The organism is Paraburkholderia phymatum, assembly GCF_038900715.1.
Classification (GTDB): domain Bacteria; phylum Pseudomonadota; class Gammaproteobacteria; order Burkholderiales; family Burkholderiaceae; genus Paraburkholderia; species Paraburkholderia phymatum_A.
The window spans coordinates 18,459-32,482 of record NZ_JAYMRZ010000029.1 but is presented as its reverse complement, the minus strand read 5'-3'; the positions used below and the strand labels follow the sequence as shown (position 1 = coordinate 32,482).

General features: G+C 61.0%; 12 protein-coding genes. 5 read left to right on the top strand and 7 right to left on the bottom strand.

All coding sequences use genetic code 11. The features are described 5' to 3' along the window. The first annotated feature begins 129 nt into the window (after positions 1 to 129). Positions 130 to 540: a type II secretion system protein N gene (locus VSR68_RS36190; protein ID WP_342940524.1), complete on the top strand. Its 411-nt coding sequence runs from the start codon at positions 130 to 132 to the stop codon at positions 538 to 540. Positions 541 to 643: 103 nt separating this feature from the next. Here the strand turns inward: VSR68_RS36190 and VSR68_RS36185 are convergent, their stop codons facing one another. The 7 genes from VSR68_RS36185 to VSR68_RS36155 form a co-directional block, all read right to left on the bottom strand. Further along, a complete protein-coding gene (locus VSR68_RS36185) occupies positions 644 to 784 on the bottom strand; it encodes a hypothetical protein (RefSeq protein WP_342944402.1) in 141 nt (46 codons plus the stop codon). Between the two features lie 109 nt (positions 785 to 893). Continuing rightward, positions 894 to 1,661, bottom strand: coding sequence for a TonB family protein (locus VSR68_RS36180; protein ID WP_342944329.1), 768 nt, complete (start codon positions 1,659 to 1,661; stop codon positions 894 to 896). 1 nt (position 1,662) lies between these two features. After that, complete coding sequence (locus VSR68_RS36175; protein WP_342944328.1) at positions 1,663 to 2,064, bottom strand: biopolymer transporter ExbD; 402 nt, start codon at positions 2,062 to 2,064, stop codon at positions 1,663 to 1,665. Between the two features lies 1 nt (position 2,065). Next, entirely contained in the window at positions 2,066 to 2,764 is a 699-nt protein-coding gene (locus tag VSR68_RS36170; protein ID WP_342944327.1) for a MotA/TolQ/ExbB proton channel family protein, read from the bottom strand. A gap of 12 nt (positions 2,765 to 2,776) precedes the next feature. After that, positions 2,777 to 4,966, bottom strand: coding sequence for a TonB-dependent receptor (locus VSR68_RS36165; protein WP_342944326.1), 2,190 nt, complete (start codon positions 4,964 to 4,966; stop codon positions 2,777 to 2,779). 215 nt (positions 4,967 to 5,181) lie between these two features. Next, entirely contained in the window at positions 5,182 to 7,968 is a 2,787-nt protein-coding gene (locus tag VSR68_RS36160; protein WP_342944325.1) for a bifunctional YncE family protein/alkaline phosphatase family protein, read from the bottom strand. Positions 7,969 to 8,711: 743 nt separating this feature from the next. Further along, on the bottom strand, positions 8,712 to 8,906 hold the full coding sequence (locus VSR68_RS36155) for a hypothetical protein (protein WP_342944324.1): 195 nt from the start codon (positions 8,904 to 8,906) through the stop codon (positions 8,712 to 8,714). A gap of 575 nt (positions 8,907 to 9,481) precedes the next feature. On the opposite strand from VSR68_RS36155, the gene VSR68_RS36150 reads away from it, so the two are divergent. The 4 genes from VSR68_RS36150 (at position 9,482) to glyA (ending at position 13,996) form a co-directional block, all read left to right on the top strand. After that, positions 9,482 to 10,771, top strand: a complete 1,290-nt coding sequence (locus VSR68_RS36150; RefSeq protein ID WP_342944396.1) for a glycine betaine/L-proline ABC transporter ATP-binding protein — start codon at positions 9,482 to 9,484, stop codon at positions 10,769 to 10,771. Next, complete coding sequence (locus VSR68_RS36145; RefSeq protein WP_342944323.1) at positions 10,768 to 11,649, top strand: proline/glycine betaine ABC transporter permease; 882 nt, start codon at positions 10,768 to 10,770, stop codon at positions 11,647 to 11,649. Before VSR68_RS36150 ends, VSR68_RS36145 begins: the two co-directional genes overlap by 4 nt. A 71-nt stretch (positions 11,650 to 11,720) precedes the next feature. After that, positions 11,721 to 12,602, top strand: coding sequence for a glycine betaine ABC transporter substrate-binding protein (locus tag VSR68_RS36140; protein WP_342944322.1), 882 nt, complete (start codon positions 11,721 to 11,723; stop codon positions 12,600 to 12,602). A 98-nt stretch (positions 12,603 to 12,700) separates the two neighbouring features. Next, positions 12,701 to 13,996 carry a serine hydroxymethyltransferase gene (glyA, locus tag VSR68_RS36135; protein ID WP_342944321.1) on the top strand — a complete coding sequence of 432 codons (1,296 nt, stop codon included), beginning with the start codon at positions 12,701 to 12,703 and terminating at the stop codon, positions 13,994 to 13,996. The last annotated feature ends 28 nt before the right edge of the window (positions 13,997 to 14,024 follow it).

Genomic DNA, 14,024 nt, shown 5'->3' with positions numbered 1-14,024 from the left:
GGTCGACCGGACGTCATGAAATACATCGAGAATGCAGTACCTTGCACGTCCGGCCGGTCATTTTAATGTCACGCCGCTGAACGCTTTCGACACGCCGCAAAATTCACGAGAGTCCGTACAATGACACGCATGAACGCACTCCAGATCCGCCTCATTTCGCTCGCACTGTTCGCGGTGTTCTGCGCGACGCTCACTTACTGGATCGTCACGCTCACGTCGCATGCGCCGCCCGTGCCCGCGGCTGCCGTGCGCGCGCCTGTTTCGACGGAGCAGGCGGCAACGCTGTTCGGCGGCCAGCTCACGCGCACCGCGAATCAGGACATCCACCTGTCCGGCATTCTCGCGCTGGGCGAGGGCGCCGCCGCGATCGTCAGCACGGGCGGCGAGCCGCCGCATGCCGTGTCGCTCGGCGCCACGATCATGCAGGGCGCGAAGCTCGCCGAAGTGCGCGCGCGCTCGATCATCATCGATCGCAACGGCGCGCGCACCGAAGTGTTCCTGCCAGCGAATGCGCCGGGCCCGACCATTTACGTGCGCTGATTTCTTCCGTTTCAGTGACGGCGCGACGCTCCGATACAGCGCGCCGTGCGGTCGTCAACGCGACGGCGCAGCCTTCGAGGCTATGGCCGCATGACACCCGCTGTCACTGCACCAGGTTGTTCAACTCGATGATCGGCGGCGTCACGGCCGGCACGATCACCCGTATCACGCCACGCATCGACAGAACCGGCAATGGTTCGACCAGACTCATCGCCAGCGCTGCCGCCACGCGACGCACTGCCATACGATTTCTTCTCATGGACAGGCTTTCGAAACCGACTGTGTGATCCGAATGACGATCACGCACGGAGAACAACCGCTGTAGTGCTATTGATCGATGGACTGGAAACGCGCTATCCCTTGCCGTCGAGCGTGAAGTCGACCCATAGCTTTTCGGGCAGGCTCTTGCCTTCGAGTCCATGTGGCGGAGGCGGGCACGCTGCGTCGCGCACGGCTGCGAGCGCGGCATGGTCGAGCAGCCCCATGCCGCTCGATGTGACGACGCGTATGTCGGACACTGCGCCGTCGCGATAGACGAACGCGACGAGCATGCGCCCCGTTGTCCCTTCCATGCGCGCCGATTCCGGATAGCGCAGCGCCGCCTGGATCGCGGCGCGCAGCGCGGCCTCGAAACTCGCGTCGGGGCGGGCCGGAGTGGGCGCTGGCGCGGGGGCGGGTTCCGTCGGCGCGGCGCTTTGCGCGGGCTCGGTGTTCGGTGCGGGCGCAGGAGCGGGAGCAGGCGTCGGCGTGGGCGGTGGCACAGCCGGCTTTGGCTGCGGCTTCGGCTGCGTTTGCGGCGTCGCATGCGCGACGCGCGCCTGATGCGTCGCTGGGACGCGCGGCGGCTGCGCGGCCGGTTTCGGCACCGGCTTCGACGCTTCGCGGGAGGCGACGGGCGCGGAAATGGCCGCTGGCTTCGGCGCGGCTACAGCAGGCGGCGCCAACGTGATTGTCATCGGCTCGGGCCGTTTCAGTTCAGCGACGTGCGGGCGAATCAGCCACGCGCCGACGCCCGCGAGCAGCAGCGCCTCGACGGTCAGTGCGAGCGCCGCCGACGTATAAAGCGGCTTGCGCGTGTCTGAATGAGAGGCATGCAGCGCGGCGGTCGGCATCGACGACATGTCAGTCCGCCTTTGCCGGTTGCGCGGCGAGCGACACTTGCGTAACGCCGGCCGCGCGACACGCGTCCATCACGCTCATGAGCTTCTGCAACTGCACGTCCTTCGCGCCCGCGATGGTCACGACCGTATGCGCCGGATCGGGACGCTTCGCGAGCAACGCGGTCAACTCCGCCGCGCTGAGCGTGCGGCCGTCGACCGACACGCTGCCGTCAGCCGCGAGCGTCACCGTCACCTTCGGCGGCGGCAGGCTTTGCGCGCTCGCGCTCGATGGCAATTGCGTGCGCAGGCCCGCGTTCGGAATCATGTGCAGCGTGATCATGATGAAAAACACCAGCATGAAGAACATGATGTCGATCATCGGAATGATCTCGATGCGCGCCTTGCGCGCCTCAAAGTACTTCACGTCATGCTCCCTGCCGCGCAAGCGCGCTGACCACTCCGCGCCGGATTTCGGTTTCTGTTTCCCGCGCGACCTGCGCATCGGCGATGTCGCTCGTCAGTCGATTGACGAGCGCCGTCTTCAGCGTATCGAGTTGATGGACGACGATTCGCACGCGGTTATGCAGCCCGTTGAAGAACACGAGCCCGATCATCGCGACGAAGAGGCCCGACGCCGTCGCGATCAGCGCCTCGGCGACGCCGCCCGTCACCTGAGTCGGCGCATTGCCCGGATTCGAGAGCACCTGAAACGCGTCGAACATGCCGACGATCGTCCCGAACAGCCCGAGCAGCGGCGCCAGTGTGACGGCGGTATCGAGCACCCATAGAAAGCGGTCGATACGCGGAGCCTCGCGCATCACCGCTTCTTCGAGGCTCGCGGCGAGCGTGTCGCGATCGGCGCGTCCTGCGAGCCGGCTTGCCGTTGCGATTACGCTGCCCGTCGGCAGGCCGTCGTGCCGTTGGGCCCAGGCCGCGAGGGCGCTCGCGTTCAGCGCCTTGTGACGGTCGAGTTCGGCGAGCGCCGCGTGCGCGTCGCGCGCGACGCGATGCAGGAACCACAGCCGCTCGATGACGACCGTCAGCGAGACGAACAGCAGCACGGCGATCATATACAGCACGCCGCCCGAATGATGGGCGACGCGTAACAGGATGTCCGTCGACATGATCGATCCTCCTCAAAAATCCGCACGCAGCGTGACATAGGCGGCCACGGGCGCGCCGAGATACGCGCCGACCACGTTGCTGGCGATGTAGTAGCGCTGGTTGGTGACGTTGTCGATGTTCAGATCGACTCCCCAGTGACGCTCCGCGTAACCGAACTGCAGGTTCTCGATCAGCGAGGCAGGCGCCCAGTCGTAGCCGTTGGCGAAGCCGTTCGACATCCGGCTCACGTAATTGATGCCCGCACCCGCATGAAAGCCCGCCTTGCCGAAGAGACTGAAGCGGTATGTCGTCCACAGGTTCGCCATATAGGCGGGCACGCCCTGCGGGACCGTGCCGACTGCGCCGGGCGTGTCCGGACTATTGGTGACGCGCGCGTGCTGCGCGGTGAAATTCGCGTACACGTGCCAGTTCGGCGTGAGATCGGCGTCGAGCGAGGCCTCGGCGCCGCGCGTGCGTTGCGAGTCGAACGCGATCTGGTCGTCGCCGAACGGAGTCGCCACATGTTCCCGCTTCACGTCGAACAGCGCGGTGTTGAGCACGTAGCGCCCGTCGTCGAGCGACCACTTCACGCCTACCTCGTATTGCAGCGCCGATTCCGGCGGGCCGATGGAAAACGCGTCGTTCTCGGAGTTGAAATTCGCGAGGTAGCTGCGCGATACGCCGAAATACGGCGTCATCCAGGGCGTGACCTTGTACAGCACGCCGGCGTTCCAGCTGGTCGGCGCATCGTTGCGCGTGTACGTATTGCCCTGAACCAGCGTGATGCCGTCGTTGGCGGTGCGGTTCGGCTCGCCCGGGCGCGGGTTCAGGGTCAGCGACGTACCGAACCAGTCCTTGCGCACGCCCGCGCGAATCTTGAACCTGTCCGTCACGTCCACCTGATCGGTTGCGTAAAGGCTGTAGAAGTTCGCGGTCACATGATCGTTCTGGCACGAGTGAGACGGCGCGCACTGGAAGTGCAGGCTCGCGATGGAAGTTTCCAGCGGCACGGGCGCGAAGATGTCGGCGATGTCCGGAAGGTCTGCCGTCGTCTTGTCGGTGTTGAGATCCTGATGCAGGTATTCGAAGCCCGTCAGCAGCGTATGGCGGATGCTGCCCGTCGAGAATTTCCAGACCGGCTCCAGCTGATAGTCGAGCGTGTTGAGCGAGTCGTTCTCGTCGCGCAACTGGCGGCCCGTAAACGTGTTGCCCTTGATCTTCGCGTGCGTGCTGTCGCCGTTGCTGTAGAAGTCCAGCGTGTGATGCATGTACGAAAGACGATTGTTGATCGTCAGGTAGTCGCTGATGCGCCACTCGTCCGTGAGCGTGGCGCGTACATAGTTGCCGTGCGCGCTCGCGAACGGCGTCGAATACTTGGCGTCGAACGGGACGTTATGGATCGGCGCACCGTTGTGATAGATGATCCCGTATGAGTCGGGCGTCGCCATGTAGTCTTGCGCGTCGATCGAGAATTCGATCTTGTGGTCGCCGATCTTCCACTGCAGATCGGGACGGATTTCCTTGTTCCATGATGCCAGGTCGCGATAGCCGTCGGAGCGGCCGGCGGCGGCGTCCACGCGATAGTTCAGTCCGTCGATGCCGGTTGGGCCGGTGACGTAGCCACTCGCGTCGACGGTGCCGAACGAGCCCGCCTGGATGTCGCCGCCCCAGTGGAACTGCGCCGACGGCGTGTAGTGGATCAGGTTTATCGAGCCGCCCGGCGGGCCGCTGCCGAGCAGCGCCGACCCCGGTCCCTTGAGCACTTCGATGCGCTCGACGCCCAGCAGCGAATGCGTCGGGCCGTTGACCTGATCGCCGTCCGAGAAGCCGTCGTCATAGGTCTGCGCCTGAAGGCCGCGGATCATGAAGTGGTCGGTGAAGCCTTTCGAATCAGTGCCTCCATAGTTCACGCCGGACACGTTGCCTTTGCGGATCGCTTCCTGCAACGACGTGACACCTTGTTCGTCGAGAATGCCGCGCGGAATCACCTCCACGCTCATCGGCAGGTCGCCGAGCGGGGTGCCCGTCTTGCTGATGCCGGGAACCTGATACGGGTCGTTGACGTTGTGATCGGGCGCGCTCGCGGTCGTCGCCGCGTTGACGGAGACCTCGCCCAGGGTGCCTGCGGGTTGCGTCTGTTGGGCTTGCGTCTGTGGGGCTTGCGTCTGCTGAAGCTGCCCTTGTTCAGCTTGTTGAGCCTTCGCCAGATGAGCGAACGACAAGGCGGCAAATAGCGCCGATACGGCAATTGCGGTTCTGGATCGGGGGACGTTTATTGGCATCACGCTGTGCTGGTTATTGTCGTGTGCGGATAGCGAGAAGCTCGGCGGGCAGCCGTCCTTGAGGACAGCCACCCGCCGTGACTGGCTACTGCGGATCGCGCGCATCGGGCAATGGCCTACCCGATGCGCTCGAACGGAACGACGCGACTACTTGTTCAATCGTCGTCGTCGTCGGCAGCGGCGACCGTCTTCGTGCCGTCGGCTGCGGCCTTCGAGTAGATCGAGTGCGGCACGGGATACGGCTTGTCACCCATCACACCCTTCCACTGCACGTGGTTGAACAGCATCGGATCAATACGATCTTCCTTGGAGAAGTCGAAGTCCTTCGTCGCGTTCGCCCAGTACGTCACGTCATGCAGCGGATGAATGTCCTCGCCCTGCGCAAACTGGCTGCCGTTGCTGCTCGCCACGTTGCCCACGTTCGTGCCTTTCAGGATCGTCGAGGCAACGGCCGTGTACGTCCACGAGCCGTCCGACTTCGTGTCGAACAGATCGGTCATCGGCTTGGCGTACGCCGTGTTCAGGTCCATGTGCTGGGTACCGAGCAGATCTTCCATGGTACGAAGCGCGTTGACCTGGCTGTAGGCGGTGCTGACGACGGCGTGCTTCTTCACGTACGCGCCGACGACGTAAGCCGTCGAGCGGTGCGAGTCGACGTGATCGGAACCGGCTTGCGAGTCGTCCTCGACCACCACGATCACCGTGTCGTTCGCGTACGGGCTGTGCGCGACCGTCTCGACCAGCTTGCCGACTGCGAAGTCGTTATCCGCTTCCTCCTGTTCCGCCGATCCCATCTGGCCGACGTTCTGCGCAAAGCTGCCCGTGTGGTCCGAGCCCATGCGCACGAACTCGAACGACGGGAGCTGGCCGTTCGCGACGTACTGCTGAAACTCGCGGTTCCATTCGAGTTCGCGGAACGTGTCCGGATAGGCCTGATCGAAGCCGCGATAGAACTGGTCGGTCAGGTTCACGAGCGACGGCTTGAGCGGGTGAGCCTGGACGTTGTTCGCACCGGCCGGGTTGAGCAGCGGGTTGGCAATCGTGCCGATCGTGCCGACGTTGTTGACCATGCCGCCGTAGTTGCGGACCGAGCCGCCTGCCTGCAGAACCGCGTCATAGATGCTCGCCTTCTGATAACCGAACGGCGCATCCGGCACGGTCACATCGGCGATGCCCGGCAGCGCGTTGGCCGTGCCGCCCGGCAGCGACGACGTCGCGCTGGTGAAGCCACCGTTCACGGCCGCATCGCGCATCGCGGTCGTCGCGAGGCCGACGGGCACGCCGCGGTTGCTGCCTTCGGATTCATACGACATGCCACGGGTGACGCCTGCGTAGTTCTCCTGCTGCGAGACTTCCTCGGTCGGCGTGACGTGCGCGTGCTGCACCCACGACCAGCCGTCCATCGAACCGTCGCCCGGATCGGTGAAGTTGTCGATCGTGACGAAGTTGTTCGAGATGTTGTGGAAGTTCGGCGTGGTGGCCTTGCCGTACATCGTCAGCGACGGATCGCCATTGGAGCCGTTGCCGAGATCGCCGAGGATCTGGTCGAACGTGCGGTTTTCCTTCACGACGTAAATCACGTGCCTGATGTGTGAGCGCAGGAAGTTCATCGTCTCGCGATCGCTATCCGACACCTTCACCGAATAGTGATTGTTTTCGTTCACCTGGCTGGTCAGGCGATCGAGCGCATCGCCCGACGGAACGGGCGCGCTGACGAGGCTGCTCTGCTCGAGGCCGAACTGGTACTGCGCCGTCGTACCGGACGTGTAGAGCGGGTTCGGGCCGGTGTTCGACTTGCCGTTGATGATGTACATCTGCGAGCCATCGGCGCTCAGCGTGATGTCCTTCGGCGCATAGGCCGTCGGGATCAGGCCATTGACGTGATAGCCGTTGTTGCCATCGAGCGAGATCACGGCGATCGAGTTGTCGCCGTTGTTGACGGCATACAGCGTCTTGCCGTCCTTCGATACCGTCACGTTGACGGTATCGCGGCCGCTGTACTTCTTGTTGTTGCCGCTGCCCTGGTCGTTCCCGTCGCCGTTCTGGCTGGCGATGTCGATCGTCTTTTCGACCCTGTGGCTGGCGGTATCGATGACGGCGATCTGATCGGCGTTCGACACGGCGACGTAGAGCTTCGACTGATCCGGCGAGAGGGTCATGCCGTAGGCGTTGCCCTTGACCGGGATGCGCGTGACGAATTGCGGCGAAGCCGGGTTTGACAGGTTCAGCACCACGACTTCACGGTCACGCACCGACGAGATGAACGCAGTGCCGTCGGCCTTCAGCGAAACCGCCCACGGATATTCGCCGCCGGCGGCACCTTGCTGGCCCGACGTGTTGAACGGACGCAGGTCGTATTCCGACGTGAGCGTGTTCGAGGCCGTGTCGATGATGGAGATCGAATCGTTGTAGTTGTTGGCTACGACGAGCGTGCGGCCGTCGGCGGAGACTGCGAGGCCGCCGGCGTTCGGCTTCACGCCCGAACCGATACCCTTCGAGTGGTTCAGCGCGATGGCCGCGGACTGGGCCCATTGGGCCGAAGGTGCAGCCGAGGCGCGGCTGTACACGTAGACCTTATCGTCAGCGCCGCCTGTGCCGTACAGGGTCTGATTGCCGTTCCACGCGAGACCATCGAACGCGTTGGTCTGGTGAATTGCCTGCACCAGCTTCGGGGTCGCCTTGTTCGCGCCCGACACGTCGTAGATGAAGATGTACTGCGTGGAGTCAGCCCTGTCCAACGTGCCGTTGTTAGCGCCCGTGTAGACCGTGTTGTAGCCAGCGGTGATCACTGCCAGCGTGTTGCCGTCCGGGCTGAGCTGCGACTTGATGGCGCCGCTGACCACCTGACTCGGCTTGGCCGAAAGTTGCGGGTTCAGCAACTGTTGTACTGCGCCCGGAATTGCTTTCGGGGAGATGAACTGCCCGGTCGGCAGCAGTTCCATGTTGCTTTGAGGTGCTGCTACTGCATGAAGGGTGGGGACGAGTAATGATCCAGTCAGTAATCCTAATGTGATGCCAGACTGAATCAGGCTACGTTTTTTCATTTCCTATCTCCAGAAGACAATCAGAATTGAAATATTTGCTCCTGAACCGAACCTGCGAGATCTGTTCTGTTACCCCTGATCTGAAATTGGAACTGTTCATGCTGAAGTGTTTTTTCCCTCAGCCAGCGGAATTTATCGTTTGCGCGTGTCAGAGACATGAATCAAAACGCGTTGCGAAAAAGAATGCGCAATAAGTCGTTGTGTAAGCAATTTGTTATTCGAGGCTTTGGAAATTCGATTGGTAAAGGAACGCTGCACAATCGTTAGATAGCTACTAATGTGCGTGTGCTTCAGGAGAACAATGCACGTCACGCACGTGTGGCGTTGCGTACTTTTTTCTCGCGATGCGGGGCAGCTTGATGTCGTGCGGCGATTTTTTTGCCGATCGCGTTGTGCCGCCAAATGCGCGGCGATGCGCGGCATCACTGGCGAATGACTGCTGCATCGAACGGGCGAGAGGCATGCACTCGTCGATAGCTGCGAGAGGGCGAGGTCGAGCAGTGCGTGCGACGCCTTCGTCGTGAATCGAGTGCACGCGGGCGACAGCAGGCGACCGGACATGTGACGCTGTCATAAAAGGCGCAGGCCTTCTTTTATGGCCGCCGATGACATCGGCATTGCACATTAATTAGCCGCGGCATTTAATGTCGATGCGAAGCATCTTCAAATTGATTAGATTTTGAGCAAAAACGCGGGGATAAAGAAATCGAAATGGCTTTTTGTTTATTACGGTCATTGTTTTCTGTCTGTAGTCGTCGGTTGCGCCGTTCGGTGATGCGGGTCTTTCCGCTTAAGCTAGCGCAATAGCGACTGCCGAAGGCGAGATGCTCGTCCATGCGAACTCCATTGCAGCCTTCTTGCGTTCGGCGGGCCAGCTCGTTGCGTTAGTGACTCATCGCATGCGGGCCGCGAGAAGTACTCTCGTAGACCCTACCTAGGACATTCCCTATGCCGCGGCCTCGATTGCGTGAGAGCCGAAGGGCGAAAGACCGCGCGCTGATGCGTGCTTTTGCCCGCAAACCCACAGCCAGCCGGGCTGTGCGCGAACTTCATTTTCAGCCTCTCTTTTCTACAAGCACTACAGAAGCGCCTTGCATTACCAAAGGTATGGAAAAGTGCGCAGAAAATGTAGCTGGATGAGTCAATTTGGCTTGGTACGCTGCAATCCATGCATTAACCGCCGACTAGCGCGACGTCTGACGCACAAATGTTCTGCATTTTGTGCGCGGAATAGTGACTTGTTTGACTCAAGTGCCTCGCGACGTTTGCCTCCTGCCGAAACACCCACAGCTTCGAGATGAAACTGGTCAGGTGCATCCGGTGAGAGCAAGCGATGCCTTCAGGTGCAGGGTTGATGAAGGCTACAGGTCGCGCGCTTCGATTTCTTGAACTTGCCAGTTGGGATGACACAATGGCCCCAAACCTGACATTCGCGCCGGAAGGCGTACTCCATCCGGGCGCAATCCACGCGGAAGATGTTTCCCCGGTAGCGAAATCCATCGCAGTCTCCGGGACCGATATCCTCACGGTCCGGAACCTGTCGAAGATCTTCGGACCGAAGCCCGAGCGCGCCGCTGAGCTCGTCAAGCAAGGTCTCGGACGGAATGAAATTTTCGAGCAGACGGGCAACATGGTGGCCGTCAATGACGTCAGCCTGAGCGTCAAGGCCGGCGAGATCTTCGTCGTCATGGGCCTCTCGGGTTCCGGCAAGTCGACGCTGGTCCGACTGCTCAATCGCCTGATCGAACCCACTTCCGGCCAGGTCGTTCTCGAGGGCCGCGACATCGCCCCCATGTCCACGACGGAACTGCGCGAAGTCCGCCGCAAGAAGATGGCGATGGTATTCCAGTCGTTCGCGCTTCTGCCGAACCGCACGGTGCTCGACAACATCGCGTATGGACTGGAGGTCGCAGGACTGAAGAAAGCAGAGCGATACGACATTGCGCGTTCCGCCCTCACGCGAGTCGGTCTGGGCTCGTATGAAAAGCTGCTCCCCAGCGAATTGTCCGGCGGCATGCAGCAGCGTGTCGGCCTTGCACGCGCACTTGCGGTGAACCCCTCGGTGCTTTTGATGGACGAGGCGTTCTCGGCACTGGACCCGCTGATCCGCTTTGAAATGCAGAACGAACTTCTGCGGCTTCAGAAAGAAGAGCAGCGGACCATCGTCTTCATTTCACACGATATCGAAGAGGCCATCAAGATCGGCGGCCGTATCGGCATCATGAAAGATGGCTGCCTGATTCAGGTCGGTACGCCTGCCGAGCTTATTCAGTCGCCTGCCGATTCATACGTGCGGGACTTCTTCCGCAATGTCGACGTTTCGCGCTTCCTCAAGGCTTCGAGTCTCATGACGCAGGTCGACCGTGGGCTGATTTCTTGTGACATCGGCACGTCAGCGGAACGCTACCTCAATCAGCTTATCGATAGCGGCGTCGAATGCGGTTATGTGTGCGATGACGCAGGTCGGTATCAGGGCTGTGTCACGCCCGCGTCGCTGCACAAGGCGGGCACGCACCCCGTCAGGGACGCGCTGCTTCACGACGTGAATGCCGTTTCGCTGGACGCGGATTTGCACGAGCTGGCGGCGATCGCATTGAGCCAGGAACACGATGTCCCCGTCACCGATACGGCCGGACAACTCGCCGGCGTAGTGTCTTGCCGGACGATACTCAAGCAGGTTATGGAACGGAGAGCAGCATGAATTCGTCAGTCATCGGAAAGTTTGCAGAAAATGCAGTCAATTTTCTCTTTCAACATTTTCGCGGCGGCTTTGACGCTTTCTCTGCCGCACTGGGTGCGGTAGTCAAGCTGCTTGAAGATGGGCTGGCTTCCATTCCATTCATCGCCATGCTCGTCATCCTCATGGCGTTTGCGTTGTGGCGACGCGGTGTCGTGTTCTCGGCCTTCGTCGGCGTTGCTCTGCTGGCCATTCATTACATGGGCCTGTGGGCTCAAACGGTTTCCACGCTGGCGCTCGTGATCGCGGCGACTTTCTTCAGCCTGGTTATCGGCGTGCCGCTTGGCATCTGGGGCGCGCGGAACAAACGGGTAGAGGTGGTGTTGCGCTCGCTGCTCGATTTCATGCAGACGATGCCGGCATTCGTCTATCTGATTCCTGCCGTCATCCTGTTCGGGCTGGGCCGTGTTCCCGCAGTGATTGCGACCATCGTATTCGCGATGCCACCCGTCGTGCGCCTGACGACGCTGGGCATCAAGCAAGTGCGCGAGGAGTTGCTTGAAGCAGGCCGCTCGTTCGGCAGCACCGATTCGCAGCTTCTCTGGAAAATCCAGCTGCCGAACGCGCTGCCGTCGATCATGGCAGGCGTGAATCAGACGATCATGATGGCGCTTTCGATGGTCGTGGTGGCATCGATGATTGGTGCCGGTGGTCTCGGCGAATATGTGTTGAGCGGCATTCAACGCCTCGACATCGGGATTGGTTTCGAGGGCGGCCTCGGCGTTGTGTTGCTCGCCATCGTGCTTGACCGGCTGACGGAAAGCTTCGGTGTGAAGGCAAAGAAAGCCAAACCCGGCGCACGCACGGCAAAGACTGGCCCACGTGCCGCAGCACGAACCTGAATGACGAATTTGTAGAACATCGAAACGGCCGTCCATTTTTAACGAATCCGATAATCAAGTAGGAGTGCTATATGAAACGCAATTTATTCAAATCGCTCATTGCGAACCTTGCGATGTCGACGGTCGTTGCCATGAGTGTCGGCGTTGGCTCCGCTGTCGCCGCCGAACCGATCAAGATGGCCGTCACGAACTGGGCGGACGTTCTGGCCGTAGCAAATGTTGCCAAGTACGTTCTCGAGAACAATCTCAAGCAGCCGGTTCAGTTCGTGCAGGCCGATATCGGCATCCAATACCAAGGTGTGGCTCGCGGCGATCTGGACATCATGGTGGGCGGATGGCTGCCTGTGACTCACGCAGCGTATTACGCGCGATACAAGAACGATATGGATGACGTCAGCGTGATCTACACGGGCGGCAAGAACGGTTGGGCCGTGCCGGCGTACATACCCGAGTCGCAGGTTGCGTCGATTTCCGATCTGGAGAAGCCGGATGTCAAGAGCAAGCTGAACGGCACCATTCAAGGTATCGAGCCCGGCGGCGGTCTGATGCAGGCGTCCGAAAAGACAATCAAGGCATACGACCTGAACGGCTACAACCTGCAATCGTCGAGCGAAGCCGGCATGCTCGCAGGCGTTTCGCGCGCCTATCAGTCGAAGCAATGGATCGTCGCCACGGTCTGGAGCCCTCACTGGCTCTTCCAGAAGTGGCAGATGCGCTATCTGAAGGACCCGAAAGGCACGCTCGGTGGCGAGGAGCAGGTCCACGCGTTTGCATCGAAACAGTTCGCGACCAAGTTTCCTCGCGCCGACGTCTTCTTCAAGCATTTCAAGCTGACGCTCGCCGACGTCGAATCGATCGAGTACGAGGGCAATTCCACGAACGACTATGCGACAGCAGCGAAGAAATTCGTCGAGGCACACCCGGACAAGGTGAAGGCCTGGTTGCAGCAGTAAGTCGAGGATGGACTCGCCGTGAACGGATGCAGCGCATATCGTTCACGGCAGATGGTCTTGCAAGACATGCTTCAAACGATTTAATCCGGAGTGAACACGTGAACGAGAACTCACGCTTTTTTGCCGAAACCCTCCAGAGCCGTGACCCCGTTATCGCATCAGAGATTGCATTGGAGTTGCGCCGCCAGCAAACGCAAATCGAATTGATTGCGTCCGAAAACATTGTCTCGGCAGCAGTGATGGAAGCGCAGGGTACTGTGCTGACCAACAAGTACGCCGAGGGCTATCCGTCGAAGCGCTATTACGGCGGATGCGAGCACGTGGACAGAGTCGAAGCGCTCGCCATCGATCGCGTCAAAGCCCTGTTCGAAGCCGAATACGCCAACGTACAGCCTCATTCGGGCGCGCAGGCTAACGGCGCGGTGATGCTCGCGCTCGTGAAGCCGGGCGAGACGGTGATGGGCATGTCCCTCGATGCGGGCGGCCACCTGACGCATGGCGCCCGTCCCGCGCTTTCGGGCAAGTGGTTCAACGCCGTTCAATACGGCGTGCGTCCCGATACTTACCGCATCGACTACGAGCAAGTGCGTCGGCTTGCGGAAGAGCATCGTCCGAAGCTCATTATTGCGGGTTATTCAGCCTATCCGCGTGCTTTGGATTTTGCGGCGTTCCGCGATATCGCGGATAGCGTCGGCGCGATGTTGATGGTCGACATGGCGCACATCGCGGGAATTATCGCGGCGGGCAGACACGAGAACCCTGTCAGATTCGCCGATGTGGTGACGTCCACCACGCATAAGACGCTTCGCGGACCGCGCGGCGGATTCATCCTCACCAATAACGGCGACATTGCCAAGAAGATCAACTCGGCGGTATTCCCGGGGTTGCAGGGCGGTCCGCTGATGCACGTCATCGCGGGCAAAGCAGTGGCATTCGGTGAGGCACTTCGTCCGGAGTTCACCGCGTATATCGATCGCGTGCTGCGTAACGCGCAGGCACTCGGCAACGTGCTGCAATTGGGCGGCCTCAGCCTTGTGACGGGCGGGACGGATAACCACTTGCTGCTGGTCGATTTGCGCTCGAAGCGGCTTACGGGTACGCAGGCTGAAAAGGCACTGGAGCGCGCGGGTATCACCTGCAACAAGAACGGTATTCCATTCGACACGGAAAACCCGACCGTCACTTCGGGAATCCGTCTCGGCACACCTGCGGGCACGACGCGCGGCTTCGGAACCGAGCAGTTCGAGCAGGTTGGACAGATGATTCTCGAGGTCCTGTCGGCACTCGAACGAGAGCCCGGTGGCGACGAACGCGTCGAGCGCGCAGTGCGCAGCCGTGTGCGTGACCTCTGCAACCAGTTTCCGATTTATTCACATGCGGATGCCCTCGTCTAATCGATGAGGACGTGCAGCGACCTTTATT

What these genes read in the sequence shown, in the direction of transcription:
- VSR68_RS36140 (WP_342944322.1), top strand. Translation starts at nt 11,721, where the DNA reads ATGAAACGCAATTTATTCAAATCGCTCATTGCGAACCTTGCGATGTCG.
- VSR68_RS36170 (WP_342944327.1), bottom strand. Translation starts at nt 2,764, where the DNA reads ATGTCGACGGACATCCTGTTACGCGTCGCCCATCATTCGGGCGGCGTG.
- VSR68_RS36150 (WP_342944396.1), top strand. Translation starts at nt 9,482, where the DNA reads ATGGCCCCAAACCTGACATTCGCGCCGGAAGGCGTACTCCATCCGGGC.
- VSR68_RS36185 (WP_342944402.1), bottom strand. Translation starts at nt 784, where the DNA reads ATGGCAGTGCGTCGCGTGGCGGCAGCGCTGGCGATGAGTCTGGTCGAA.
- VSR68_RS36160 (WP_342944325.1), bottom strand. Translation starts at nt 7,968, where the DNA reads ATGGAACTGCTGCCGACCGGGCAGTTCATCTCCCCGAAAGCAATTCCG.
- VSR68_RS36180 (WP_342944329.1), bottom strand. Translation starts at nt 1,661, where the DNA reads ATGTCGTCGATGCCGACCGCCGCGCTGCATGCCTCTCATTCAGACACG.
- VSR68_RS36155 (WP_342944324.1), bottom strand. Translation starts at nt 8,906, where the DNA reads ATGGACGAGCATCTCGCCTTCGGCAGTCGCTATTGCGCTAGCTTAAGC.
- VSR68_RS36190 (WP_342940524.1), top strand. Translation starts at nt 130, where the DNA reads ATGAACGCACTCCAGATCCGCCTCATTTCGCTCGCACTGTTCGCGGTG.
- VSR68_RS36145 (WP_342944323.1), top strand. Translation starts at nt 10,768, where the DNA reads ATGAATTCGTCAGTCATCGGAAAGTTTGCAGAAAATGCAGTCAATTTT.